The organism is Streptomyces sp. AC555_RSS877, from assembly GCF_019049245.1.
Classification (GTDB): domain Bacteria; phylum Actinomycetota; class Actinomycetes; order Streptomycetales; family Streptomycetaceae; genus Streptomyces.
This window is the reverse complement of the sequence record NZ_JAGMUK010000008.1, coordinates 1-25,696: the sequence shown is the minus strand read 5'-3', so window position 1 is coordinate 25,696 and position 25,696 is coordinate 1. Positions and strand designations below refer to the sequence as shown.

The window sequence follows — 25,696 nt, the reverse complement described above, 5'->3', positions numbered from 1 at the left end:
CTTCCGTCGTTCACCCGTCCGTCGTTCACCCGCCCCGCGTCCCCCCCCCGCCCGTCCGTCGACCCCCACGAAGGACCCGATGACCGTACGCAATCCCCTGTCCCCGCTTCCGCAACCCGCCGTTGGTGCGGGGTGGGAAGGCTCTGCGGATGTGACAGCGGTACAACTCCCCGAACTCCCCCGTCGCGTCCCGGTCCGCCGCATCCGCCAGATCCTGTGTCTGCTTCCGCTCCTGCTGGTCACCGTCGTCGCCGTGGAGCACCGGTCCGTGCTCGCCGAGGGCTTCGGTCATCTGCGGAACGCTCGGCTGCCGTGGCTGGCGGTCGCGGTCGGCACCACATGCCTGGCCTGGGTCGCCGCCGCGCTGACCCGGCAGGGTGCCGTCGTCGAGCCACTGCCCAAGGGGCGGCTGCTGGCCACGCAGTTCGCGGCAGGCGCGGCCAACCACCTGCTGCCCACGGGCCTGGGCGCGAGCGCGGTCAACCTGCGGTTCATGACGGGGTGCGGGCTGCCGCTCGCCCGTTCCTCCGCCGCGCTCGCCCTGTATCTGCTGGCGGAGTCGATCGGCCGGCTCGCCCTGCTGGCCGCGCTGCTCATCGCCTTCCCGGACGCGCTGCGGCTCGGCCCGCTCCTGCCCGACGGGGCCATGGGTCCGCTGCTGCTGGCCGTCGTGACGGCCGTGGTCGTGGCGGTGTGCGTGCTCGCGTCGGTACGACGGCTGCGTACGGCCGTGTTCTCCTTCCTGCGGACCGCGCTGGGCGAGGCCCGCTCGGTGCACCTGCGGCCGGCCCGGGCGCTCGCCCTGTGGGGCGGCTCGCTGTCCTTCCCGGCGTTGCAGGCGGCGGGGCTGGTCGCGGTGGGGCAGGCGCTCGGGCTGGACGTGCCGCCCGCGCACATGGCCCTCGCCTATCTGGCGGCGACGGTCGCGGTCGCCCTGGTGCCCGTGCCGGGCGGGATCGGCTCGGTCGAGGCGGCGCTGATCGTGGCCCTGGTGGCGGCGGGCGGCCCGGTGGCCGTGGCCACCGCCGTGGTCCTCGCCTACCGGATCATCACCGTGTGGCTGCCGCTGCTGCCGGGGGCGCTGACCCTCGGCGCGCTGGTACGGCTGAAGGTGATCTGACCCACCGTCCGTTCAGCCGGGACAAGAGCCTGCGTCCCCGGATCGGGAACCGGCCGACCTGGCCGACCTGGCCGACGGAATCGTCCGAAACAGTGCGATCCGGCGTCGGTCCAAGTACGAACTCCTGTACCGGATGCGGCAGGATGAGCGGTCGCGTCGACCAAGGGGGGCTTCCTGGCGGCGTGACCTCTCATCCCGGAATCGAACAGGTGGCAACGTGACACAACTTCACATCCGGCCGTCGGCGAAGGTCTTCGCCGCAGGACTTCTCTCCGGAGGTGACCGGTGAAGCGGGATCTCACCATGGACGACCTCGTGATCGCCGGCATCGCCGTGATCGCGGGTCTGCTGGCGGCGTTCCTGCTGCGCATGCTGCTGCGCTGGCTGGGCAAGCACGCCGACCGCACCCGCTGGAGCGGTGACGACGTCATCGTGGACGCCCTGCGGACCGCCGTCCCGTGGGCCGCGGTCGCGGGCGGTGCGGCGACCGCGGCGGCGGCGCTGCCGCTGACCGCGACGGTCCAGCACAACGTCAACCAGGTCCTGACCGTCCTGCTGATCTTCGTCGTGACGGTGGCCGTGGCCCGGGTCGTCGCCGGCCTGATGCGGTCGGTCACCCAGTCCCGCCCCGGTGTCGCCGGATCGGCCACGATCTTCGTCAACATCACCCGGGTACTGATCCTCGCGATCGGCTTCCTGGTGGTGCTCCAGACGCTGGGCATCTCCATAGCGCCGATGCTCACCGCCCTGGGCGTCGGCGGTCTGGCGGTCGCCCTCGCCCTCCAGGACACCCTCGCGAACCTCTTCGCGGGCATCCACATCCTCGCCTCCAAGACCGTCCAGCCCGGCGACTACATCCGGCTGAGCAGCGGCGAGGAGGGCTATGTCGAGGACATCAACTGGCGGCAGACCACCGTCCGCTCGCTCTCCAACAACCTGGTGGTCATCCCCAACGGGGAGCTCGCGAAGACGAACATGACCAACTTCATGCGTCCCGAGCAGCAGTTGACCATCCTGGTGCAGGCAGGGGTCGCCTACGACAGCGATCTGGAGCAGGTCGAGCGGGTGACCATCGAGGTCGTCGCCGAGGTGATGACCGAGATCACCGGTGCGCTCCCCGACCACGAGCCGCTGGTCCGTTTCCACACCTTCGGCGACTCGCGGATCGGCTTCACGGTGATCCTGGGCGTCGGCGAGTTCAGCGACCAGTACCGGATCAAGCACGAGTTCATCAAGCGCCTGCACAAGCGCTACCGCGCGGAAGGCATCCGGATCCCGGCGCCGACGCGGACGGTGGCGTTGCAGCAGGGCGCGGTGGTGATCCCGCAGCAGCGCGGCGCGGAGACCGAGCCGAGCGAAGTCCCCTCCGCCCGGCTCGACTGATCACCTGTCTGTGCTCATCGGCCTGTGCTCATCAGCCTCGGCCGGTCCTTACAGGGTGGCCGAGTTGTCGTGGTGGTGCCCGCCCGTCCGGCTCTTCGGCGCGACGAGGGTCGAGGTCACCGGTGTGACCGTCCAGTCCGGGTGGCCGGGCATCCGCGGGGTCTTCGTGCCGTACAGCCAGTCCCGCAGGAAACCGGACTGGTCCTGGCCGGAGACCTCCGTGGCGACGGCGATGTAGTCCTCCGTGGACGCGGAGGAGTCCCGGTACCGCTCCAGGAACGTGCGCTCGATCGCGCGGAAGACGTCCTCGCCGACGGCCTGCCGGAGCGCGTAGAGGACCAGTACGCCGCCCAGGTAGCGCTGGCTGTCGAAGAGGTTCGCCGCGTTGGGCGACGCGACCGGCCCGGAGGTCTTGCGCCACTGGTCGCCGCGCGCGTACGTGTCCTTCATGCGGGCTTCCATCGTGGTCAGGCCGAGTGAGTCGGTCCAGCCGCGCTCGTAGCGGTACAGCAGCCCGTAGAAATCGGCGTGCCCCTCGTTCATCCACAGGTCGGCCCAGGTGGCGGGGCTGACGCTGTTGCCGAAGTAGGAGTGGACCAGCTCGTGCATCATGTGCGAGCCGATCCTCGACTCCTCCTGGAGCAGGTAGTTCGGCTTGTACAGGGTGAGGGTCTGGGTCTCCAGGCCCGTGAAGTCGAAGGCGGCCGGGTCGTCGGAGTTGCACGGCAGCAGCCCGTACGTCTCGAAGGGGTACGCACCGAGCCGCTGCTCGATCCACTCGACGAGCCGCGGGGTGAGCGCGAGCGCGGGCTCCAGGGCGGCGGCGCGGGCGACGGGCACGACGTCCCTGAGCGGCAGCCCGTGCGGGCCCTGCCGGTCCTTGACCACGTAGTCGCCGACCGTGATCTGCACCACCTCGGTGGCGATCGGCGAGCGAGACCGGTAGGTGTACGCGGTCCGGTCGCCGTCGAGGCTCTCGGTGCCGACCAGCAGGCCGGACGCCACGCCGCGCAGGCCGGCGGGCACGGTGATGCGGAAGGTGAAGTCGGCCTTGTCCACCGGGTGGTCGTTGCACGGGAAGACGGTGTGCGCGGAGTTCGGCTGGGGGCACACCGCGAAGCCGTCCGGGGTGGCGACCCAGGCGGTGTGCGCGAGTTCCCGGCGCGGGTCGGCCGTGTACTCCACGCAGACGGTGACGGGCGCGTTCGCCGGCAGGGGCCTCGCCGGCGTGATCCGCAGCTTCTCGTCCGCCTGCTCGTAGGTGGCCGTGCGGCCGGCGACACGGACGGCGCGTATGTCCAGGCCGAGGGCGTCGAGGGAGAGGCGGGTCAAGGCCTGGGTGGTGCGGATCCGCAGGGTCGCCTCGGCGTCGACGAGCCGGGTCGTCGCGTCGTAGGCGAGGTCGAGGCGATAGGCCGAGACGCGGTAGCCGTCGTTGCCGAGACTCGGGTAGACGGAGTCGCCGAGGGTCTCGGGGCCCGGGGTGCCGGTCTCCTTCGGAGCCGCGTGTGCCGAAGGTGCCGTGGCCAGGGCCGCGGCCGTGCCGATGAGGACGGCCGCCGGGGCCGTCACTCGGGTGCGATATCTCATGGTCCGCTTTCGCTCTGGCGGCCGACGGGTCAGGTCCGGCCGCCGCATCCAGTGGGCGATCGTGGGCGATCACCCTCCATGACCACATGATCGGAACAGTCGGTTGCCTCGGAGCGAAAATTTCTTGCGGGACCGCACGACTGTGCGGACCCCTGTCGAGACGAGGGCGGTCAGGAGATATCTTGATGTCGAGCAATGTTGCAGACGTGGAGCGGAGCACCCGGTGACTGACTCGACCATCATCTATACGCACACTGACGAGGCCCCGGCCCTGGCGACGTATTCCTTCCTGCCGGTGGTCAAGGCGTACGCCTCGCAGGCGGGTGTCGCCGTCGAAACCCGCGACATCTCCCTGGCCGGGCGCATCATCGCGCTGTTCCCGGAGTACCTGGAGGAGGGGCAGCGCATCCCGGACGCCCTCGCGGAGCTCGGCGAGCTGGCCAAGACGCCCGCGGCCAACATCATCAAGCTGCCGAACATCTCGGCGTCCATCCCGCAGCTCAAGGCCGCGATCGCCGAGCTGCAGAGCCAGGGCTACGCACTGCCGGACTACCCGGACGACCCGAAGACCGACGAGGAGCGGGACATCCAGGCCCGCTACGACAAGGTCAAGGGCTCCGCGGTCAACCCGGTCCTGCGTGAGGGCAACTCCGACCGCCGCGCCCCCGCGTCGGTCAAGAACTACGCCAAGAACCACCCGCACCGCATGGGCGCCTGGACCTCCGAGTCCAAGACGAACGTGGCGACCATGGGCGTCGACGACTTCCGCTCCACCGAGAAGTCCGCGGTCGTCGCCGAGGACGGCGTCCTGCGCATCGAGCTCGTGGGCGACGACGGCACGACCAAGGTGCTGCGCGAGTCGGTACCCGTCCTCAAGGACGAGGTCGTCGACGCCTCCGTCATGCACGTCGCGCCGCTGCGCGAGTTCCTCACCGCGCAGATCGCCAAGGCCAAGGCCGAGGGCGTCCTCTTCTCCGTGCACCTCAAGGCCACGATGATGAAGGTCTCCGACCCGATCATCTTCGGTCACGTCGTGCGCGCCTTCTTCCCCAAGACCTTCGCGCAGTACGGCGAGGCGCTCGCCAAGGCGGGCCTGACCCCGAACGACGGTCTGGGCGGCATCTACAAGGGCCTGGAGGGCCTGCCGGAGGGCGCCGAGATCAAGGCCTCCTTCGACGCCGAGCTCGCCGAGGGCCCGGCGCTGGCCATGGTCGACTCCGACAAGGGCATCTCCAACCTGCACGTGCCGTCCGACGTGATTGTCGACGCCTCGATGCCGGCCATGATCCGCACCTCCGGCCACATGTGGGGCCCGGACGGCCAGGAGGCCGACACCCTCGCGGTACTGCCGGACAGCAGCTACTCCGGCGTGTACCAGGCCGTGATCGACGACTGCCGCGCCAACGGCGCCTACGACCCGTCGACGATGGGCTCGGTCCCGAACGTCGGCCTCATGGCGCAGAAGGCCGAGGAGTACGGCAGCCACGACAAGACCTTCGAGATCCCGACCACCGGCACGGTCCGCCTCGTCGACCAGGCCGGCAACGTCGTGATCGAGCAGGCCGTCTCCGCCGGTGACATCTTCCGTGCCTGCCAGACCAAGGACGCCCCGATCAGGGACTGGGTGAAGCTGGCCGTCACCCGCGCCCGCGCCACCGGCAACCCGGCGGTGTTCTGGCTGGACGAGACCCGCGCCCACGACGCCAACCTGATCGCCAAGGTCAAGGCGTACCTGACGGAGCACGACACCGAGGGCCTGGACATCCGGATCCTGAACCCGGTCGAGGCGACCAAGCTGTCGGTGGAGCGCATCCGCCGCGGCGAGGACACCATCTCGGTCACCGGCAACGTGCTGCGCGACTACCTCACCGACCTGTTCCCGATCCTGGAGCTCGGCACCAGCGCCAAGATGCTGTCGGTCGTCCCGCTGATGGCGGGCGGCGGCCTGTTCGAGACGGGCGCCGGCGGCTCCGCGCCGAAGCACGTGCAGCAGCTGGTCAGGGAGAACTACCTGCGCTGGGACTCCCTCGGCGAGTTCTTCGCGCTGGTCCCGTCCCTGGAGCAGTGCGCGACGGCCACCGGCAACTCCCGCGCCAAGGTCCTCGCCGACACCCTCGACCGCGCCACGGCGACCTTCCTCAACGAGGACAAGTCCCCGACCCGCCGCGTCGGCGGCATCGACAACCGCGGCAGCCACTTCTTCCTGTCCCTGTACTGGGCGCAGGAGCTGGCACGGCAGACCGACGACGCGGACCTGGCCAAGGCCTTCGCCGCGCTCGCCGAGACGCTCGCCACGAACGAGCAGAAGATCATCGACGAGCTGAACGCCGTCCAGGGCAAGCCGGCCGACATCGGCGGCTACTACCAGCCCGACCCGGCCAAGGCCGCCGCGGTCATGCGCCCCTCGACCACGTGGAACGAGGCGCTCGCGTCCCTGAGCTGACGCACCGGCCTCCGCAAGGCCCCGCATGACTCCGCCCCGACCGGCAGCCGCCCGGCCGGGGCGGAGCCGTCTGTCACCAGTCCCGGGTGGCGATCAGCTCCTCCACGTCCGCGTCCGTGAAGCCGTAGGCCTGCGCCACGAACCAGAAGCCCTCGGCTATCTCCTCGCGCGCCACGGTCTCGATGTCGCTGTCGGCCTCCTCGAAGTCGGCCTGCAGGTCGTTGAACTCTTCGGTGGCGGCCTGGGTCAGGACGTACAAGGCCGCCAGACCCTCGGGCCGCTCGGTCTCGATGCGCTCGCACAACCGCAGCAGGATCTCCTTGCCCTTGTCCAGCACGTGGTCCGGGTAGTAGTCGTCCCTGTACAGCCCTTTGAGAAACGCATGTGCGGTCACCTGCTGGTTGCTGACGGGCATGCTGCTCCCCCGCCCTTCCTCGAACGTTGTGATGTGGCACCTTGATCGTGCACCACGCCACTGACAACGCGCCCCGGGAGCAGCCTCATGACCTCTGCCGCACCGTCCTTCGAGCTGCTGCCCGGTGCGGCGGGCTCCCCGGTGATCCTGCATGTGCCGCACTCGGCGCGGGAGATGCCGCCGGGGGTGCGGGCGGGGATCGTGCTGGACGACGCGGGGCTGGAGCGGGAGCTCGACCACATCACCGACGCGCACACCGCCCGGATCGCCGCGGAGGCCTCCGCGCTGTCCCCGGTCGCTCCCTGGCGGTTCGTCAACCGGCTCTCCCGGCTGGTCGTGGACCCTGAACGGTTCCCGGACGAGCGGGAGGAGATGCTCGCCGTCGGGATGGGCGCCGTGTACACGCGGACCACGCACCGTGCACCGCTGCGGCCCGCCGACGCCGACCCGGAGCCGTTGATCGCGCGCTACTTCCGCCCGTACGCGAGGGCGATGACCGACGCCGTGGCCGAGCGGCTCGCCGTGACCGGGCGGGCCGTGATCATCGACGTGCACTCGTATCCCACCCAGCCGCTGCCCTACGAGCTGCACGGCGAGGGTCCGCGACCGCCGGTCTGTCTGGGCACCGACTCCTTCCACACGCCGCCCGGCCTGCTCGGTGCGGCACGGGAGGCTTTCGCGGGGTGCGGGGAGATCGGGCTCGACAGTCCGTTCGGCGGTGCGTACGTCCCGCTGGAGTTCTACGGGACCGAGCCCCGGGTGAGTGCGCTGATGGTCGAGATCCGCCGGGACACCTACATGAGCGAGCCGGGCGGCCCCGCCGGACTGGGACTGGCCCCTCTCGCGTCGGCGCTGGCCGGCCTCGTAGACGCGCTGACCGGCTAGTCGGTGACCTGACCGGACCGGACCGGGGCAGGGCGGGCCGGGATCCCACCCGCGACTTCTCGCCTTCAGTATCGGGCCCGCAAAAGGCCCTGCGCATCGCCGAGTTGACCGACGGCAGCGGCTCCGAGCTGATGCCAGGCCGCCTCACCACCGGCGCCGTCCTCACTTGCCCGCAGAGCGAGTTCCTGGCCGGCACGCTGCTCGACCGGCTGCCCGGCCCGCGGCTCACGGTCCCGGCCGGTCAGGTCCCGCGACGTCGGAAGACGACGACCCGCGGACCGGAGCCCCTGCCCTACCCGCCACGTGGTGCGGAGGGGCCGCCGGGTCAGGCCCGCAGCCACTCCGTGACCACCACCTCCCCGCCGGCCCTCAGCCGCAGCGCGAAGGGTCCGGCGGGGGGCACGTCGGTCGTGAAGCGCCCCATGTCGTCGGCGACGAGCGCGGCACCGGCCCGTGGGCCGCTGAGCACCTCGATGCTGGCCGGCTGCGGAGGCAGCACCTGCCCCATCAGTCCCTGCGGGGTCACCTCCACGTCCACGGTCACGTCACCGGTGTGGAAGGTGAGCATCCGCGGCGGGTCCGCCGCTCCTCTGACCGGGATCGCGTCGACCAGCGAGTCGAAGGTCAGCTCGGCGAGCCGGGCGTCGAGGTCGTGCAGCGCGTACGCCTCCACGGCGATCTGCCGCAGCTCGGCGGGCACCGGGTCCAGGATGCCGGCGGCCAGACTCAGATCGTCCAGAAGGCCGGCGTCGAATCCCGCGTCGTCGGCCGCGTCGTCGAACTCCTCGTCGCCGATGCCTTCGTCGGCGAAGGAGTCACCATTCAGGTCGTACATGTCATTCAGGTCACTCATGTCGCTCACAACGCTCCCCGTGCGTCGAGTCGGGCCCGCAGGCGGCGCAGACAGCGCTGGCGCAGCGGCCCGATGCTGCCCACCGCGATACCCAGGGCGGCGGACACCTCCTGGTAGCTCGGCGGCGGCGAGGCCATCAGCACCCGCAGCAACTGCCTGCACCGGTCGCCCAGTTCCTCGAACTCCTGCCACACCCGGCGGATCCGCTCGGTCTCGGCCGCGGCCTCCTCCGAGTCGAGGAAGGACTGTTCGGGCGTCCGGTCCTCGCTGACCCGGTCCAGGACCTGCGGGTCGTCCGTCGGCATCAGCCGCCTCAAGCTCTTGAGCACCTTCAGGCACTCGTGCCGCGCGGTGCTGGCCAGCCAGGAGCCCGCCTTCTCGGGTTCGCGGATCCGGCCCAGGTGCTGGGCGAAACGGAACCACACGGTCTGGTACACCTCGTGCGCGTCGGCGTCGGACAGCCGGTGTGCGCGCACCACGGACCACACCAGTGGGCTCAGCCCTTCCACCAGCGCCTTCCAGGCCGCCGCGTCACCGTCGACGGCGGACTGGACGAGCGCGCCGACATCTGCACGGTCCACGGCCCCACCCCTCGTGTACGGCAAGTCATCGTACGCCGTGGAGTGGGCGGTTCCGGCCGTCATGCGCCCGCCGGGGGCTGCGTGACCGGGACCGGGCGCCAGGTGGCCGGCCGCAGCGCCGGGACGTGCGCCCCGCGCACTTCCGCGAACTCGGTGTTCGCGGTGAGCAGTTGCTGCCGGGCGGCGCGCGGGTCGGTCTCCTTGTGCGCGGTCATGTGGGCCGCGACCAGGCCCGCGACGACCGGGGTGGCGAAGGAGGTGCCGCTCCAGTGCGCGAACCCCTCGAACATCACCTGGTCGGGCGTGGCGGTGTCGCCCTCCTCGCTCAACACACCGGCGTGCTGCGGCGACTGGCAGGTGCAGGCGTAGGTGAAGCCGTAGCGGCAGGCGTCGTACGTGGAGTGCTGGTACAGGTACGGAACGGGTGAGTCGAAGCCGGTGAGGGCACTGGTGAGGCGCTCGCCGGGGGCGTAGGCGTCGACCCAGGGGCCGTGGTTGCTGAAGCAGGCGCCGTACTCGCCGTCGCCGCGCAGCGCGCCGACCGACAGGACGACACCCTGGTACTCGGGCAGCGAGGCGTAGGCGGCGGGCCAGAAGGGCGTGGCGCTGGCGTTGTTGCCGGCCGCCGCGACCAGCAGGGTGCGCTGCTGCCGGAGTTCCTCCATGAAGGCGTCCATGCCGAGCAGTCCGTCGGTGCGGCCGTTGGATGTGCCCGCGGAGAGACTGATGACGTCGGGCCAGCCGTGCCGGTCGACGGCGTCGAAGAGCCGCTCGCCGAACTCCGACTCCAGGATGGCGCCGGCGTCGTTCAGGGTGTTCAGCACGGTGACGTCCGTGTTGGGCGCCACGGCCGCGACGAGCCCGGCGATGAAGGTGCCGTGGCCGACGTACTGCAGGAGGTTGCCCGCGCTGTCGGTCTCGGTGCCGTGCAGGTCGCCCTGGACGTGCGCGAGCAGGGGCAGGGCCGTGTAGTCGTGCGTGAGGCCGTTGTCGATGACGAGGACGCCGACGGCGGTGTCCGGGTCGTGACCGGCCTCGGCCGGGGCCGGGTTGGTGCCCTGGGCGCGCGGGGCGGGCACGGGTTCGTCGCCGGGGCAGGAGTTGACGGCGATCGACACCACGTGGTTGCGGCTGACCAGGCGGCGACCGGTGCGTCCCTCCGGCTCGCGCAGCGCGCGCAGGGCGTGGGCGACGGCCTGGTCGGCGCTTCGGCCGCCTTGGCCGGGGTCGCCGACCTGGATACGGGTGATGCCCGAGCGGTTGGTCTCCGGGCTCGCCCGGCGCACGTGGTCGGGGGTCAGGTCGGGCGCCGCGGTGAAGTGGCTGCGCACGCTGTCCTCGACGAGCCGCGCCTCCTCGCCGTCGCGGGCGAGCACGATTCCCTTCTCGTAGATGAACTCCGCGGCGTCGTCGGGCCCGAGGGCGAGGGGGATGTCGGGCATGGAGCGCTGGATCTGGTCGAACTGCTCGTGGAAACGCTGTGGTGCCATGGCATGTCCTCCGGTTGAGGCGGCAGTCGTCAGTCAGAGCCGCCAGGACGACGATTGATACAGCGACAACCTGGTGTGGCGTGCGACCGAGGCCACTACCATCCATGGAGTGACAGCGGGAAGCGACTCGGTTCTCGAACTGCTGCCGATGGTGTTCGCCGCACCGAACGAGGCGCTGGCGCGGGCAGAGGCGGTCCTCGACTCCGATCCGTCTCCGTGGTGTGCCTCCGTCGCCCACCAGGTGATCGGCATCTGGCAGCGGGACTGGGGGGATCTCAGGATCGCGCTGCACCACCTGCGCCGCGCCCGCGATCTGGCGGCGCGCGCGGAGTCGGCCGACCGGGAGGCGGACGTCCTGGCCGCCCTCGGTGTGGCACTGGTGCACGCGGGCCGCACCCGGGAGGGCCTGAAGGCGCTGGAGCGCGGTGTCGAGGTGAGCAGCGGGCACACCCGCGCGCGGGTGCTGTTCCGGCGGGCCTACGCCTCGTGGGTGCTGGGGCATCACCGGCAGGCGCTGGACGACGTACGCCGGTCGGTTCCCGTGCTGCGGCAGGCGGACGACGTCATCTGGACGGCGCGCGCGCTGACGCTGCGCGCGACCGTGCATCTGGCGCTCGGCGCGGTGGACCGCGCCGACGCCGACTTCACCGCCGCCGAGGCGCTGTGGGACACCACCGGCCAGGAGCACGACAAAGCGGACGCGGTGGAGAGCCGGGGTCTTGCCGCCTACCGGTCGGGGGACATCCCCGCGGCGCTGCGGCTGCTCGACGAGGCCGAGCAACGGTACGCCAAGCTCGGCACGCCGACGTTCATGCTCAACATCCGCCGCTGCGAGGTCCTGATGGCCGCCGGGCTCGCCCCGGAGGCGCTGGGCGAGGCGGACGCGGCGATCGCCGTCCTCGACTCCATCGGCGGGCAGTCCACCCGCAAGGCGGAGCTGCTGCTGGCCGCCGCCCGGGCCGCCCGGCTGGCGGGTGATCCGCACACGGCGATCGCGCGCGCGGACATGGCCGTACGGCTGTTCGCGGGGCAGCGGCGCACCTGGTGGGAGACGCACGCCCGGCTGGTGCTGATCGAGGCGCGGGTCGCCTCCGGGCGCCGCTCGGGGCGGATGGTCGCGGACGCCGCCGCGGTGGCCGACCGGCTGGCCTCCTTCGGCGCGCCTGCCGCGCCCGAGGCCTCGCTGCTGGCCGGACGGATCGCCCTCGCCCTGGGCTGGACGGCGGACGCCGAACGGCATTTGACGGTCGCCGCCCGCGGCCGGCACAGCGGGCCGCCGCTGGCGCGGATGACGGGCTGGGCGGCGCAGGCGCTGCGGGCCCGGGCCGCCGGTTCCGGCCGGGGTGTCCTGGAGGCCTGCCGGCACGGTCTCGACGTGCTGGACGATCACCGGATGACGCTCGGCGCCTCGGAGCTGCGGGCCCGGGCCACCGCGCAGGGCGCGGAACTCGCCGCGCTGGCCCAGCGGGCCAGTCTCGACTCGGGCGGCCCGCGGCGGCTGCTGGTGTGGAGCGAGCGCTGGCGTGCCACCGTCCTGTCGGCGCCGCCGACCCGGCCCCCGGCCGACCCCGCCCTGCTCAGCGGTCTCACCGCGTTCCGGGAGATCGCCGCCCGCGCCGAGGCCGCCCGGATGGAGGGCCGTCCGGTGCCGGTGCTGGAACGCGACCAGCGGCGGCTGGAGCGGGAGATCCGCTCCCGGACCCTGCACATCCGCGGCGAGGCGCCCGGCGACGGCGACCGGTTCGACCCCGCTCGGCTGCTGGAACGCCTGGGGGACGACGTACGGCTGGTGGAGCTGGCCGTGCTCGACGGGCGGGTGCAGGTGCTGCTGTGCGGGCGGGGGCGGGTGCGGCGGTTCGAGGCCGGGCTGCTGGCGGAGGCGGAGACCGAGGCGGAGCATGTGCAGGCCGGGTTGCGGCGGCTGGCGCATCCGGGGGCGCAGGCGCGGCTTCCGGTGGTGGAGGCCGCGGGGCGCCGGCTGGAGGAGCTGTTGTTCGGTCCGGCGGCGGCGCATCTGGGCTCCGGCCCGGTTGTGGTGGTGCCGCCGGGGCGGCTGCACCGGGTGCCGTGGGCGCTGCTGCCCTCGCTGCGGGAGCGGGTGTTCAGTGTGTCGCCGTCGGCGAGCAGCTGGCTGCGCGCCCTGGAGACGGCGCCACCGCCGGGCGGACGCCAGGTGCTGGTGCGGGGCCCCGGCCTGGCGACCGGGGGCGCGGAGGTGCCCGAACTGGCCGACCGGTACGGGGGATCGACCGTGCTGGAGGACGAGGACGCGTGTGTTCCCCGGGTGTTGGAGGAGCTCGACGGGTCGGCGCTGGCGCACATCGCCGCGCACGGCACGTTCCGCGCGGACAGCCCTCTGTTCTCGTCGCTGGGGATGGCCGACGGCCCGCTGATCGTCCATGACTTCGAACGTCTGGACCGCAGCCCGTACCGGATCATCCTGTCCTGCTGCGACACCGCCCGGTTCGCGTCCGTCGGCGCCGACGAACTGCTCGGACTGGTCACCGCGCTGCTGCCGCTGGGCACGGCGGGGGTGGTGGCGTGCAGCGCGCCCGTCAACGACGCCGCGGTGGTGCCCCTGATGCTCGCCCTGCACAAGGGGCTCGACGCCGGTCTGTCCCTGGCCGAGGCGCTGCGCGACGCCCGCGCCGCGCTGCCGGGCGACGCGACCCACCAGGCGACGGGGTGGGCGTTCTCGGCGTTCGGGGCGGCCTGACCGGCAGCGCGCCCCGCCGTGTGTGGCGGCCTGACCCCACCCCCGATCACGGAGGTCAGACCGCCGGTCCGGTGTGCGGCTCAGGCCGGTTGTGCCTCCGGCAGTTCGACGAGCCACGGCAGCGCGCCGCGGTCGCTCGCCCCGAGGCGGGCGTACGCGCTGTAGAGGTGATTTCCGACCGTGCGGACGGACAGGGTGAGTTTCTCCGCGATCTGCCGGTTGCTCAGGCCGGCGGCCGCGAGCGTGACGATCTGCCGCTGGCGTGCGGTCAGTTCGCCGAGGACCAGCCCGGACAGCGCGGGGGTGCGGGCGCCCTGGCAGCGGCGGGCCAGCGCGACGGCACGGGTACGTGAGGTGCGGGCGGCCCGCGGGTCGCGGTGCGCGCGGACGGCCTGGGCGTGCGCCTCGGCGGCGAACAGCAGGAAGCCCCGCTCCTCCAGCCGTACGGCAGCCCGGTCCAGGGCCGGTCCGTCGCCGCGGGCGAGCGCGTCGGCGTGGGCGGCGAACACGCCGGTCAGCTTGCCGGCGGCGGTCTCGGGCACGCCGAGACGGACGGCGTCGTACGGATCGTCCGTGGCCGCCGCCACGGTGTCCAGGTCACCGCGGGCGGCCGCCTGCCAGATGGTCGCCACACCGACGACGGTCTCGATGGCCGTCTCGCCCGACTGGGCGGCGGCCAGGGCGAGTTCCACGCGGCACGGCCGGTCCCCGGGAGCCCCCCTCAGCCCCTCCCCCGCCCAGGCCGCCGCCTCGCGCAGTTCTCCCCGCAGCCGCGAGAACCGCGCCCGGACGGCCGCGTATCCGGCGGGCACCACAGCGCCCTCGTCCAGCAGCCACTCCCCCACCGGTGCCGCGATCTCCCGTACGTCCGCCCGCTCGATCCGCCTGGTCAGCGCGGCCGACTCGGCGGTCAGCGCGGCCGTGCAGCTGTCCGGCGTGCGGGCCAGCCGTCGGGAGCGCAGCCGTCCAGCCGCGGCGCGCAGTACCGGGCCGTGCAGGGGGTGGGCGAGGCGGGCGCCACCGTGGTCGTCGACGTGGACCAGGCCGTCGGCCTCCAGGTGTTCGAGGGTGCGCAGGTCGAGGTGGTCGATGGTGAGCGGGAGGGGTTCGGCGAAGGCCAGCCGTTCGAGTGTTTCGCGCTCGGCGGGGCCCGTGCGGTCGAGGAGGTGCGCGGTGCGTTCGCGGACGGTCGCCGTGATCGGCACCGGGCCGCGCCAGGCCCGGGCGCCGTCGGTCCCCGGGAGGGGAGCGAGCAGCTCCCGCACGGCACCCACCAGGTCGCGCAGCAGCCGCAGGTCGCCCTGGCACAGGCGGTGCAGGCGGTTGACGGTGAGCGGCTCCAGGCCGTCACCGGCGCCCGCCGCGAGCAGGCGGGCCGTCTCCTGACGGGACAGGGGTTCCAGGGCGAGGCGCGGCAGCAGTTCCCCGGTCCACAGCCGGGAGATCGCGCCGGGCACCGGGGCGCCCTCGGTGGCGACGACCAGGAGGCGGGTGCGCCCGTGCACGGCCAGCTGGTGGACCAGGGCGGCCGAGGCGTCGTCGAGCAGGTGGGCGTCGTCTACCAGCAACATCCGGGTGTCGGCCAGGAGTTGCACGGCTCGGTGCAGGGAGACGGGCTCGGGGAGCAGGTGCGCGAACGCGGCGAAGGGGATCTGCCGGGTCTCGGGCGTCCCGGCGACCCTGGCGCAGTCGGTGCCGCGCACGGCCTCCGTGGCGAGGCGCGTCTTGCCACTCCCCGTCGGCCCGGTCACCACGATGCCCTGGCGGGCGACGGACAGGGCCCGGCGGACCAGTTCGAGTTCGTCCTCCCGGCCGGTGAAAGGCCAGGGCAGCTCCAGCGTCGTCGCGTCCCGTTCGAAAATCGTCACGGCAACAAGAGCCGCCATACTCACGCCTGATACAGGGGGACTTGAGTAGCCCCCGACTCAGGCGCCCCGGGGCGGACCGGGGCAGGCTGTTCGCCATGACCGCACGCTACTGCTCACTCGCGCAGCAGCCCGCCCCGGCGTTCGCGCCGGGACTGGCCGCCGAGCGGCACAGTGCGCTCATCGCCGGCAGCCGGATGTGGGCCAACCACACCGTGCTGCACTACTACTTCTTCGACGACGACACCGACGGATCCGTCATTCCCGTACCGGGGTCCGGTGCGACCAGGCGGGTGTCGTGGGCCGGCTGCAAGGAGCAGCAGGACGTCGTACGCGAGTGCTTCCAGGAGTGGCGCGACCTCGGTATCGGAGTGTCGTTCGCCGAGGTCGGCGACCGCTCGGAGGCCGAACTGCGGATCGGGTTCCAGCTCGGCGACGGCTCGTGGTCCACCGTCGGCACGGACGCGCTCCGGGTCGGCCTGAACGAACGCACCATGAACTTCGGCTGGGACCTGACCGCGCCCGGGGAGCGCGGCACGGCCCTGCACGAGATCGGTCACGGGCTCGGCATGCTGCACGAGCATCAGAGCCCGTTCGCCGGCATCCACTGGGACGACGAGGCCGTCTACGCCGATCTGGCGGGCCCGCCGAACTTCTGGAGCCGGGACCGCACGTTCTTCAACATTCTGCGCAAGCTGGACCCGCGGGAGGTGAACGGCTCCGTGTGGGACCCGCAGTCGATCATGGAGTATCCCTTCGAGGCGGGTCTGATCCTGGAGCCGGAGCAGTACCGCGGGGGTCTCAACCCGCCCGGCACGCTCTCCGCCGCCGACAAGGAGTACGTCCTGCGCTGGTATCCGCCGGGCGAGCCCCGGCGGGCGCCCGCGCTGGTGCCCTTCCGTTCCGTGCCGCTCGGTCTCGGCCCGGGCGAACAGGCCGACTTCGCCGTCGAGCCGCCGGAGACCCGCGAGTACACCGTGGGCACCTTCGGCGACAGCGACGCCGTGGTGGTGCTCTTCGAGGAGCGGGACGGCGAGCCCCGCTACCTCACCGGCGAGGACGACGGGGGCACCGCGCGCAACGCCACGATCAAGGCCCGTCTCGTGAAGGGCCGCCGCTACTTCGTCCGTGTGCGCCTGTACTCCAGCTGGGGTTCGGGGGAAACAGCGGTCATGTGCTGGTGACAGCACATGCGGGCCGCACGGGCGATGCTGGGCCACTGTCCGGCGCCGGGGGAAGCGGTCGGGGGCACGTCACCTTCGGGGGAGGGTGACGTGCCCCCGACCCATGCCGGGATGTCGGTCATGGGTCGTAGCCTCGTCCGCACACAGGCATCGACCGTCAGGGGACAGCACGTGATCACCGGATACGTCATCGGCGAAAGCCTCCGCCCCGGCGCCGTGTTCGAGCCGCGCGGACTGCGGCTGCTGAAGGTCAGCCGCGTCGATCTCGCATCGAGCGCCACCGACGGACAGCCGCAGCTGTGGACGTTCGTCGAGTGGGAGAGCGACGGCGAGGACATCGCCGCTCTCGCGGACGCCTTCGCCGCCGCGCTGGAGCCGGAGAACGGCTGGTACGCCGACTTCACCGCCGGTGACGAGCGCGTGGTCGTCTTCGCCGGGAAGGTCTTCCGCTACCGGCGCGGCGACGAGGCGGGCCGCGCCGAAGCGATCGCGTACGGCCGCTCGGTGGGCACTCCCGAGCATCAGCTCGACTGGGAGGAGTGACCCCGCCGGTCTTCAGGACGCCACTCGCTGCTCGCCCCCTACCGCGTCCGGGTGAGCGAGGCCGAGGTGGTCGCGCAGGGTCGGGCCCTCGTACTCGGTGCGGAACACTCCCTGTTCCTGGAGCAGGGGGACGACCTGGTCGGCGAAGGCGTCGAGGCCGGTCGGGGTGATGTGCGGGACGAGAATGAAGCCGTCACTGGCGTCGGCCTGGACGAAGTCGTTGATGGTCCGGGCCACGGTGGCCGGGGAGCCGACGAAGTTCTGGCGGCTGCCGGTCTCGATGACCAGGTCCCGGATCGACCAGTTGTTGGCGGCGGCGAGCTCGCGCCACTCGCGGGCGGTGGCCAGCGGATCGCGGTACATGCGCACCTGGGCCCGACCGCGCGCGATGTGGTGCTCGCCGGGGTCCGGGTCGATGTCGGGGAGCGGGCCGTCCGGGTCGTACGAGGACAGGTCCCGGTTCCAGACGAACTCCAGGTGCTTGAGGGCGGTGGCCCCGCTGACCTGCCGGCGGCGGACGTCCTCGGCGATCTCCTCGGCCTCGGCGTCGGTGTCGCCGAGGACGAAGCTCGCGGCGGGCAGGATCTTGAGCTGGTCGTGGCGGCGGCCGTACTTGGCGAGGCGGTTCTTGACGTCCGTGTAGAAGGCCCGGCCCGCGTCGAGGGTGGCGTACCGGCTGAAGATCGCGTCGGCGTCGGCGGCGGCGAACTCGCGGCCTTCCTCGGAGTCTCCGGCCTGGAAGACGACCGGGCGGCCCTGCGGGGAGCGGGGCACGTTGAACTGCCCGTGGATGTCGAAGTGTTGCCCGGTGTGGACGAAGGAGCCGGCCTTGGCGTCACGCAGGAAGGTGCCGGTGCTCTGGTCGGCGAGGATCTCGTCGCCGTGCCAGGAGTCGAAGAGTTCGTTCGCGGTGGCCAGGAACTCCTTGGCGCGGGAGTAGCGCTCGTCCTGCGGGAGGAAGCCGCCGCGGCGGAAGTTCTCGCCGGTGAAGGCGTCCCACGAGGTGACGACGTTCCAGGCGGAGCGGCCGCCGGAGAGGTGGTCGAGGCTCGCGAACTGGCGGGCGACCTCGTAGGGCTCGTTGAAGGTGGAGTTGATCGTGCCGGTCAGCCCCAGGTGCTCGGTGACGGCGGCGAGCGCGGCGAGGACGGTGAAGGTGTCGGGGCGGCCGACCACGTCCAAGTCGTAGATCCTTCCGCCCTGTTCGCGCAGCCTGAGTCCTTCGGCGAGGAACAGGAAGTCGAACTTGGCGCGCTCGGCGGTCCGCGCGAAGTGGGCGAAGGAGCTGAACTCGATGTGGCTGCCGGCTTCGGGGTCGCTCCAGACGGTGGTGTTGTTGACGCCGGGGAAATGGGCGGCCAGATGGATCTGCTTCAGGGGCTTGCTCATGGTCTGGGGTCCTTCCGGCTCAGGCGGCGGCGTAGCGGTTGGCGGGCCGGGCAAGGCCCAGCAGTCCGCGCAGGGTGTCGGCCTCGTAGGCGCGGCGGAAGGCGTCGCGGCGCTGGAGTTCGGGGACCAGGCCGCGAGTGATCGCCGGGAGGTCGTGGCCGAGGACGGCCGGACGGAGCCGGAAGCCGGTGAGATCGGCCGACGCCAACTCCTGCAGCAGGTCCGCGAGTTGGAAAGGGGATCCGGTGAAGATGCGGGCGTCGCTGGTGTACTGCTCCCCCGACGACGCGTCGAGACGGTCCCGGCGGGCCGCTGCCTCGGCCGGATTGTCGTCGAGGAAGACCACCAGGTCCCCGAAGACGTGCAGGGGCTCGTCGGCACGGCCCGCCGTCTCCTGCTCGGCCCGGATCTCGGCGACGATCGCACGGGCCTGGTCGGTGTCGTGCGGGGTGACGTGGCCGACGTCGGCCGCGCGGGCCACCAGCCGGTAAGGGACGGTGTCGTGCGCGAGGGCGCTGACCAGCGGCTGGCCCTGCGGCGGGCGGGGCGTGATGGAGGGCCCCTTGACGCTGAAGTGCCTGCCCCCGAAGTCGATGTAGTGCAGCTTGTCGCGGTCGACGAAGCGACCGGTGGCCACGTCCCGGATCTCCGCGTCGTCCTCCCAGCTGTCCCAGAGGCGGCGCACGACCTCCACGTGGTCGGCGGCCTCGTCGAAGAGGTCGGCCACCAGGTCCCGGGTGTCCGGGCTGTCGTAGGACTCGATGCGGGGGATGGTGCGGCGGCCGAAGTGCGCGGCCTCGTTCGGGCGGGCGGTGATCTGCACCCTGACTCCCGCGCGGCCACCGCTCACGTAGTCGAGGGTGGCGATCGCCTTGGAGAGGTGGAACGGCTCCGTGTGGGTGACCACCGCGGTCGGGACCAGTCCGATGTGCCGGGACAGCGGGGCGATGCGCGCCGCGATCAGGACGGCGTCCAGGCGGCCGCGGACCTGGTCGGTGCGCTCGTCCGGTTCGAGGAAGTGGGCGGACTGCGGGCCGAGACCGTCCTCGATGGTCACGAAGTCGAGCAGGCCGCGTTCCGCCTCGGCGACCAGGTCGGCCCAGTATCCGGCGGTGAACAGGTCGCGGGGGCGGGCCACCGGCTCGCGCCAGGAGGCCGGATGCCAGCCGGTGCCGTCCAGCGCGACGGCAAGGTGCAGGGAGGGAGCGGGAGATGGGGACACGGGTGGGTGCCTTCCTGGAGGTCCGTACGAGATCACCGGCCCGCACACAGGGGGGCACGGCGGCTGGGCGACGGGTCAGGAGCAACAGAGCGCGCCGGCCACGCGCTGGAGATCGATGTGGGGCCGGGAGTGGAGATGAACGGCGTGCAGTGTGCGGGTCACGGCCGTCACCTCCTTCGTCCGGGCGCGAGAGGACACCTCGCGGATCTCGTCGTGAGTCACAACGCCCTGGCCTCGTGGGATGTTCCTGGACTGCGTACCAGGAGGATGGGCGAGCGGCGGCGCAGGGTGAAGCCGATCGACTCGTACAGCCGGATGGCGGGGATGTTGTCCGCGGCGGCGTGCAGGAACGGGGTGTCGCCGCGTTCGCGGATGCCCGCGGCGACCGCGCGCACCAGCGGGGTGGCCAGGCCCCGGCCGCGGTGTCGCGGGTCGGTGCAGACCGCGCTGATCTCCGTCCAGCCGGGCGGCCGGATCCTCCCCCGGCCTTCGGCAGGGGGGACCCCCATCTCGCTTCGCTCGCCGGCCATGGCGATCAGTCGTCCCCGCTCCCGGATGCCGAGGTGCCGAGGTGCCGAGCGCGACCGTCCGCTTCAGGAACGGGCCCGGCCTGGTGCGGGCGACGAGGTCCAGGATCTCGGGGACGTCGTCGGGCCCGAGCGGTACCGCCTCGGGGGCGGGCTCGGCCCGCAGGGCCGTGTCGACGAGTTGGACGCCCACGCCGCCGCCGATCACCTTCCAGGCGTCGGGCACCTTCTCGACCGGTTTGATCCGTACGACGGTCCCCGCACCGACGAGTGTGTGCAGGCCGGCCCAGGCCGCTGGGTCCTCGGGGTCGGCGAGGGCGGCGAGGGCGGCGAAGTCGTGGACGTCGTTCGGGTGGCGGGCGGCTCGGCCGACGCGCTCGGCGAGGTGGGCGTGCGGGCCGTCGAGCGCCGCCCACACGGCGTTGTCGAGGACGGGGGCGTCGGGTGCGGACAGGGCCCCGCCTGTACGGACGTCGGTCTGATGGACCACGGAGGCGGTGTCCTTTCTTGATACGACGTGCCTGTGCCGCACGTCAGGTGACGACCGATCAGGAATTGGTCAGGGGCAGGCCGGGCGGGTTGACCTCGGACTTGGCGACGGCCTCGTTGGAGAGGTTCCAGGCGGCGAGCCACTTGGCGTAGTGACCGGTCTCGATCAGGTGGTTGATGGCGTCGGCGAGTGGCTCGGCGAGGCCGCTGTCCTTCTTCGCCGTCGCGGCGATCAGGCCCTGGAGCGTTTCACCGGCACCGGAGAACTGGCCCGCGATACGGGTCGCCTGGGGCGTGCCGACGGTCTTCGCCGCGTGGTAGGCGAGGTTCGGGTTGGGGCCGAAGTAGGCGTCGATCTTGCCGCTGCTCAGCGCCAGATAGATGCTGTTGGTCTCCTGGAAGTACTTGACGGTGAGGGGCTTCCTGCCCTCCTTGGCCAGCTTCGCCTTCCACTCCAGGAGGAGCTTCTCCTGGTTGGTGCCGTTGCCGACGGAGACCGTCTTGCCGGCGAGGCTCTCGTAGTCGCCGTCGAACTTCCAGGTGTTGTCCTTTCTCACCTCGAAGGCGAGATCGTCCTTCCGGTAGGACGCGAACTCGTACTTCTGTTTGCGCTCCTCGGTGTCGGTGACGTTGGAGAAGGCCACGTCGACCTTTCCGCTGTCGAGGCCGATGAACAGGTTCTCCCACGTCGACCGGCGTACCTCGGGCTGGAGTCCGAAGACGGCGGCCACCAGCCGGCCGAGGTCGGGTTCGGAGCCGGTGATCGTCTTCTGGTCGTCTCCGACGAAGCCGAGCGGTGGACTGCCGGAGGGCAGCGTGCCGGATCCGATCACCAGCTTGCCGCTCTTCTTGAGGGCGGCGGGCAGTTCGTCGCTGATGGACTTCACCTCGGAGACCTTCAGGGTGGTCTCCTTGGCGGCGCCGTTGGACAGCCGGCCAACGGTGACCGTGCCGGCGGTGTCGGTCCTGGTCGCGGCGTCGCTGTCGCCCCCGCAGGCTGCGAGCTGGGTGGCGAGGGCGGTGACGGCGGTCGCCGCGGTGATCCCGCGTATCAGGCCGCGTCGGGAGATCTGGGTGGGCATGGCTGTCCTTGTCATGGAGAGGGCGGTGACGGTGGTGTGTGTGCGAGGGAGGCAGCGGTGGTTCCCGGCACCGGCCGGGTCAGAGCACCTTGCTCAGGAAGTCCCGGGTCCGCTCGTGGCGCGGCTTGTCCAGGACTTGGGAGGGCGGGCCCTGTTCGACGATCCGGCCTTCGTCGATGAAGACGACCCGGTCGGCGATCTCACGGGCGAAGCCGATCTCGTGGGTGACGATCATCAGGGTGGTGCCGCTCCTCGCCAGGTCCTTGATGACGGCGAGGACCTCTCCGACGAGTTCGGGGTCGAGCGCGGAGGTCGGCTCGTCGAAGAGGATGAGTCCGGGACGCAGTGCCAGGGCGCGTGCGATGGCCACGCGCTGCTGCTGGCCGCCCGACAACTGCCGCGGGTAGGCGGTGGCCTTCTCGGCCAGACCGACCCGGTCCAGCAGTTCCCGGGCGAGTGCCAGGGCCTCGGCCTTGCCGAGCTTCCCGGTCGCCACCGGGGCGGCGGCCACGTTGTCCAGCACGGTGAGGTGCGGGAAGAGGTTGAAGTTCTGGAAGACGAAGCCGATGCGGCTGCGCTGGGTCAGGATGGCCCGCTCGCTCAGCTCCTTCAGGCGCTCGCCCTGGCGGCGTACGCCGATCAGCTCGCCGTTGACGCTGACGTGGCCGGTCTGCGGCTTCTCCAGGTGGTTGACGACCCGCAGCAGAGTGGACTTGCCGGAACCGGACGGGCCGAGGATCACGGTGACCTCGCCGGGCCGCACCGTCAGGTCGACCCCGTCCAGGACCCGGTGGGTGCCGTACCACTTGTGCACGTCGTGCACCTTGACGGCGGCGGCGTGGTCGATCGTCCCGGCGGTCATACGGCGGCCTCCCGGCGGATGCGGTCCCGCAGGTCGGTGAGACCGGTCCGCAGCTTCTGCAACGGCGTCGGCGGCAGGGTTCGCGTGGCGCCCCGGGCGTAGTACCGCTCGACGTAGAACTGGATGACGGACACGACGCTGGTGAGGATCAGGTACCAGACGGTGACGACCAGCAGGAGCGGCACGATGTCGCCGGGGTAGGTGGCGCCCATGGTCTGCGCGGTGCCGAACAGGTCGAGCAACGACACGTAGAAGACCAGCGAGGTGGCTTTGATGAGGCCGATGAGCTGGTTGACGTAGTTCGGAGTGATGGACCGCAGCGCCTGCGGGAAGACGATCCTCCTGAACTGGTAGCCCTTGGGCAGGCCGAGCGCGGAGGCCGCCTCGTGCTGGCCCTGGTCGACGGAGAGGATGCCGCCGCGGACGACCTCGGCCGCGTACGCCGCCTCGTTGAGGCTGAGTCCGATGACGGCGACGGCCATGTCGGTGGCGAGCCGTGACTCGTCGAAGGTGAAGAAGGCCGGCCCGAAGGGGACGCCCAGGCTGAGCGTCCGGTACAGGGCGCTGAAGTTGTACAGGAACAGCAGCACCACGATCAGCGGGATCGACCGCAGTGCCCAGACGTAGGTCCAGCTGACGGCGCGGAGCACCGGGCTGCGCGAGAGCCGGGCGAGGGCCAGCAGGATGCCGCCGAGGAGGCCCAACACCGCGCTGTAGGCGGCGACTTCAAGGGTGATGAGGAGCCCGTCGAGGATGGTCGGCCGCAGGAACCAGTAGCCGAACCGGTCCCACTGGTAGAAGGGGTTGGACACCAGTCCGTGGACGAACTGGGCTGCCAGGACCAGGACGACCGCGGTGGCGATCCAGCGGCCGGGCCGCCGCAGTGGCAGAACTCGCTGGGCGGCGAGTGGTCTTGACGGTGTGGCGGCGGGCGGTGGTGCCTCGGCGAGGGACACGGCGGCGCCTGAGGGTTCACTCATGGAGGGCTCCGGCGGGGCGGGGTCGGGACCCCCCGGGACAGCGCGAACGTGGTGCCGCTACGGCGGCCGCTCCGCGGCGGCGGGACGTGGCACACGGGAACGCACGGTGACCGGGGGCTGGGCGGACGACGACGCACCGCGAGGGCGGGCTTCGTCAGGAACGCGGGGGCTGGGGAAGGACGTCAGCCCCGACAGCGGGCACGGCCTGGTGCGGTACACAGTGCGCTGCTCACGCGGAGCAGATCGACGTTCCGGTCGGCGACGAGCTGGTGCGCGTACGGCGGAACGCAGCTCTGGGAGCGGCGCGTGGCCGTCCTGGGAGCTGCGTACATGCCTGTCACCCTGCTCTTCCGGCCCTGAGGGCCCTCGCGCTTACCGAATGTCATCCGGTCCGGTCGTCACCTGGGGCACCCCACCGCGTGCGAGGGTTGCCGGTCAGCAAGCCAGGGCTTGTCGCTGACGCTCATTACCGTTCTGGCAGTCAGTTAAGACAAACGCTCGAACGAATGTCAACGCCGGTCCGCCAGATGGAACGCGCTACGCCCTCTGAGCCGCGTGGGCAGCCCAGTCGAGGATCTGCACGGCCGCTCCGGCGGCTTCCAGACCCTGACAGTTGGCGTGGTGCCGGCGGGCGATGCCGTCGAGGTCGAGGTGGATGCCGAAGGACGGGTGGGCGGCCAGGCGGCGGGCGTAGGCCCACAGGACGGGATGGTCGGCGACGCGGTGCACCGCGGCGGCGTCCAGGTGGTGGCGGTGCACGGTGTCGAGTTGGACCAGCGCGACCCACAACTCGACGTCGGCTGCGGTGACGTGATTACGGATCAGGTACTCGCGTCCGACGAGCCAGCGCTCCAGCGATCCCAGCGCCTCCAGCAGCCTGTCGAGCGCCACGTCACGCGCCCCGCTGTCCGGGCCCGCCGCCCCCGCCGCCTGCGCGGCCTGCTCGACGCCCTGCGCGCAGAGCCGCTCCACGGCCTCGATCTCCGACTCCGCCCCGCACGGGTACAGCACCGAACGGCCGCCCCCGAAGTGCCGGGCCAGGTCGCGGGTGATGTCGGGGGCGTGGGTGCTGACGATCCGCCCCGACCAGTCGTCGCTGAGCACCGGCCCGGCGGCCGCACCGGTGTACCGGTGCACGCTCGCCTCGTACAGCGGGCGGAGTGCGGAGTGTCCCCCGTCGGGACAGTCGGGGACCGCGCCCAGAAGCGTCACGGGGCAGACGTCGTCGAGTCCGAGCAGGCTGTGCGTCACGGCGATGCGGAGGCCGTCGGGACACGTGGGCGACAGGTGGAGGCGATAGCGGCGGGGCACGGCGTAGTGCCCGCTGCGCGCGTCCCTGCCGATCCTCCCCCGGAATGCGGGGGCGGGCTGTGCGGAGGAGACGGTGGCGAGCGGTGTGACGGACATGGTTCTCCCCGGGTGGGTGCGTGGACGTACGCGCGGCGGAAGCGTCGTCGGGCGGTGCGAGGGCGGCCCTCCCCGCGTGCGACGGCGACGGCGGCCGTCGGGGCGTGGAGGAGGCCGGGCTCAGCCCAGGGGCCTGATCGCGCTGCACACGCGCTGCAGATCGATGTGGCGGCGGGAGGTCAGAAGGGGTGACTGCCCGGACGTACGGCTCACGTCTGCGGTGACCGGTCCAAGGCGCCCCATGTTTCCCTACCTGTTCACTAGGATTCCCCTTTGGAGTGTCGTTCGCGCCCCGGCCGGCGTCAAGAGGGCGTCCAGGGGGCGGGCGCCGCCCCCTTCACCACACCACCCGGTCGTGGTCCCGCCGCCTGTCCGGCCGCCCTCGGCCGGGGCGTGACGGGCGGAATGGAGGCACCGGACCCCCTCGCCCGAGCGGCGCCACCGGCGGTTCGGCCTCGGCGGAGACCACGTCGCCTGTACCCCCCGTACCCTTCATGGTGTCCACGGCGTCACATAGCGGTCGCCAAACCACTGGAGGCAACACCTCGTGCTCATTGCTCAGCGTCCGTCCCTGACCGAAGAGGTCGTCGACGAGTTCCGCTCCCGGTTCGTGATCGAGCCGCTGGAGCCGGGCTTCGGCTACACCCTCGGCAACTCCCTGCGTCGTACG

The 25,696-nt window shown here is 71.8% G+C and carries 21 protein-coding genes, 2 pseudogenes and 1 riboswitch; of the genes and pseudogenes, 8 read left to right on the top strand and 15 right to left on the bottom strand.

The annotated features are described in order from the left end of the window. Positions 1 to 151: 151 nt before the first annotated feature. Positions 152 to 1,120, top strand: coding sequence for a lysylphosphatidylglycerol synthase transmembrane domain-containing protein (locus KUM49_RS04650; RefSeq protein WP_308406543.1), 969 nt, complete (start codon positions 152 to 154; stop codon positions 1,118 to 1,120). Between the two features lie 285 nt (positions 1,121 to 1,405). After that, positions 1,406 to 2,503: a mechanosensitive ion channel family protein gene (locus tag KUM49_RS04645; protein ID WP_217235386.1), complete on the top strand. Its 1,098-nt coding sequence runs from the start codon at positions 1,406 to 1,408 to the stop codon at positions 2,501 to 2,503. Positions 2,504 to 2,551: 48 nt separating this feature from the next. On the opposite strand, the gene KUM49_RS04640 is transcribed toward KUM49_RS04645, so the two are convergent. Next, positions 2,552 to 4,093 (bottom strand): M1 family metallopeptidase, encoded by a 1,542-nt coding sequence (locus KUM49_RS04640; RefSeq protein ID WP_217235385.1) that lies wholly within the window; start codon positions 4,091 to 4,093, stop codon positions 2,552 to 2,554. A gap of 223 nt (positions 4,094 to 4,316) precedes the next feature. On the opposite strand from KUM49_RS04640, the gene KUM49_RS04635 reads away from it, so the two are divergent. Continuing rightward, a complete protein-coding gene (locus KUM49_RS04635; protein ID WP_217235384.1) occupies positions 4,317 to 6,536 on the top strand; it encodes an NADP-dependent isocitrate dehydrogenase in 2,220 nt (739 codons plus the stop codon). A gap of 73 nt (positions 6,537 to 6,609) precedes the next feature. On the opposite strand, the gene KUM49_RS04630 is transcribed toward KUM49_RS04635, so the two are convergent. Next, a complete protein-coding gene (locus tag KUM49_RS04630; RefSeq protein ID WP_217235383.1) occupies positions 6,610 to 6,951 on the bottom strand; it encodes a DUF5713 family protein in 342 nt (113 codons plus the stop codon). 87 nt (positions 6,952 to 7,038) lie between these two features. On the opposite strand from KUM49_RS04630, the gene KUM49_RS04625 reads away from it, so the two are divergent. Then, positions 7,039 to 7,836, top strand: coding sequence for an N-formylglutamate amidohydrolase (locus KUM49_RS04625; protein ID WP_217235382.1), 798 nt, complete (start codon positions 7,039 to 7,041; stop codon positions 7,834 to 7,836). Between the two features lie 325 nt (positions 7,837 to 8,161). Here KUM49_RS04625 and KUM49_RS04620 read toward each other — a convergent pair whose 3' ends face one another. From KUM49_RS04620 to KUM49_RS04610, 3 genes are read right to left on the bottom strand one after another with little or no spacing between them, the layout of a single operon-like run. Continuing rightward, positions 8,162 to 8,689: a hypothetical protein gene (locus tag KUM49_RS04620; RefSeq protein WP_217235381.1), complete on the bottom strand. Its 528-nt coding sequence runs from the start codon at positions 8,687 to 8,689 to the stop codon at positions 8,162 to 8,164. Positions 8,690 to 8,694: 5 nt separating this feature from the next. Continuing rightward, positions 8,695 to 9,333, bottom strand: coding sequence for an RNA polymerase sigma factor (locus tag KUM49_RS04615; RefSeq protein ID WP_217235380.1), 639 nt, complete (start codon positions 9,331 to 9,333; stop codon positions 8,695 to 8,697). After that, complete coding sequence (locus tag KUM49_RS04610) at positions 9,330 to 10,760, bottom strand: S8/S53 family peptidase (RefSeq protein ID WP_217235379.1); 1,431 nt, start codon at positions 10,758 to 10,760, stop codon at positions 9,330 to 9,332. The genes KUM49_RS04615 and KUM49_RS04610 overlap by 4 nt, the downstream gene beginning before the upstream one ends. A gap of 148 nt (positions 10,761 to 10,908) precedes the next feature. Between KUM49_RS04610 and KUM49_RS04605 the strand changes: the two genes are divergently transcribed. Next, positions 10,909 to 13,476, top strand: a complete 2,568-nt coding sequence (locus tag KUM49_RS04605; protein ID WP_217235392.1) for a CHAT domain-containing protein — start codon at positions 10,909 to 10,911, stop codon at positions 13,474 to 13,476. An 80-nt stretch (positions 13,477 to 13,556) separates the two neighbouring features. Here the strand turns inward: KUM49_RS04605 and KUM49_RS04600 are convergent, their stop codons facing one another. Further along, the gene (locus KUM49_RS04600) at positions 13,557 to 15,362 is read right to left on the bottom strand and encodes a LuxR C-terminal-related transcriptional regulator (RefSeq protein ID WP_217235378.1); all 1,806 of its coding nucleotides are present in this window, start codon (positions 15,360 to 15,362) and stop codon (positions 13,557 to 13,559) included. A gap of 77 nt (positions 15,363 to 15,439) precedes the next feature. Here KUM49_RS04600 and KUM49_RS04595 point away from each other — a divergent pair, with 77 nt between their 5' ends. Together KUM49_RS04595 and KUM49_RS04590 are read left to right on the top strand one after the other, a co-directional pair. Further along, positions 15,440 to 16,525 carry a M12 family metallopeptidase gene (locus KUM49_RS04595; protein ID WP_217235377.1) on the top strand — a complete coding sequence of 362 codons (1,086 nt, stop codon included), beginning with the start codon at positions 15,440 to 15,442 and terminating at the stop codon, positions 16,523 to 16,525. A gap of 90 nt (positions 16,526 to 16,615) precedes the next feature. Beyond that, positions 16,616 to 17,068 carry a hypothetical protein gene (locus KUM49_RS04590; RefSeq protein WP_308406542.1) on the top strand — a complete coding sequence of 151 codons (453 nt, stop codon included), beginning with the start codon at positions 16,616 to 16,618 and terminating at the stop codon, positions 17,066 to 17,068. 12 nt (positions 17,069 to 17,080) lie between these two features. On the opposite strand, the gene KUM49_RS04585 is transcribed toward KUM49_RS04590, so the two are convergent. From KUM49_RS04585 to KUM49_RS50615, 9 genes and pseudogenes are all read right to left on the bottom strand, one after another. Continuing rightward, positions 17,081 to 18,457, bottom strand: coding sequence for an NtaA/DmoA family FMN-dependent monooxygenase (locus KUM49_RS04585; protein WP_217235376.1), 1,377 nt, complete (start codon positions 18,455 to 18,457; stop codon positions 17,081 to 17,083). A 19-nt stretch (positions 18,458 to 18,476) separates the two neighbouring features. Further along, entirely contained in the window at positions 18,477 to 19,679 is a 1,203-nt protein-coding gene (locus KUM49_RS04580; RefSeq protein ID WP_217235375.1) for an LLM class flavin-dependent oxidoreductase, read from the bottom strand. A 75-nt stretch (positions 19,680 to 19,754) separates the two neighbouring features. Then, positions 19,755 to 19,841, bottom strand: coding sequence for a putative leader peptide (locus tag KUM49_RS50620; RefSeq protein WP_374200129.1), 87 nt, complete (start codon positions 19,839 to 19,841; stop codon positions 19,755 to 19,757). Positions 19,842 to 19,897: 56 nt separating this feature from the next. Then, positions 19,898 to 20,696 (bottom strand): annotated as a pseudogene (locus KUM49_RS04575) (GNAT family N-acetyltransferase). Between the two features lie 58 nt (positions 20,697 to 20,754). After that, the gene (locus tag KUM49_RS04570) at positions 20,755 to 21,777 is read right to left on the bottom strand and encodes an ABC transporter substrate-binding protein (protein WP_217235374.1); all 1,023 of its coding nucleotides are present in this window, start codon (positions 21,775 to 21,777) and stop codon (positions 20,755 to 20,757) included. Between the two features lie 79 nt (positions 21,778 to 21,856). Beyond that, the gene (locus KUM49_RS04565; RefSeq protein WP_217235373.1) at positions 21,857 to 22,639 is read right to left on the bottom strand and encodes an amino acid ABC transporter ATP-binding protein; all 783 of its coding nucleotides are present in this window, start codon (positions 22,637 to 22,639) and stop codon (positions 21,857 to 21,859) included. Continuing rightward, the gene (locus KUM49_RS04560) at positions 22,636 to 23,619 is read right to left on the bottom strand and encodes an amino acid ABC transporter permease (RefSeq protein WP_217235372.1); all 984 of its coding nucleotides are present in this window, start codon (positions 23,617 to 23,619) and stop codon (positions 22,636 to 22,638) included. Before KUM49_RS04560 ends, KUM49_RS04565 begins: the two co-directional genes overlap by 4 nt. 363 nt (positions 23,620 to 23,982) lie before the next feature. Next, a riboswitch (SAM riboswitch) is annotated at positions 23,983 to 24,090 on the bottom strand. A gap of 66 nt (positions 24,091 to 24,156) precedes the next feature. Then, entirely contained in the window at positions 24,157 to 25,026 is an 870-nt protein-coding gene (locus KUM49_RS04555) for a glutathione S-transferase C-terminal domain-containing protein (protein ID WP_217235371.1), read from the bottom strand. A gap of 120 nt (positions 25,027 to 25,146) precedes the next feature. Then, the gene (locus tag KUM49_RS50615) at positions 25,147 to 25,269 is read right to left on the bottom strand and encodes a putative leader peptide (RefSeq protein WP_374200128.1); all 123 of its coding nucleotides are present in this window, start codon (positions 25,267 to 25,269) and stop codon (positions 25,147 to 25,149) included. A 304-nt stretch (positions 25,270 to 25,573) separates the two neighbouring features. On the opposite strand from KUM49_RS50615, the pseudogene KUM49_RS04550 reads away from it, so the two are divergent. Further along, positions 25,574 to 25,696 (top strand): annotated as a pseudogene (locus KUM49_RS04550) (DNA-directed RNA polymerase subunit alpha); the annotation flags it as partial.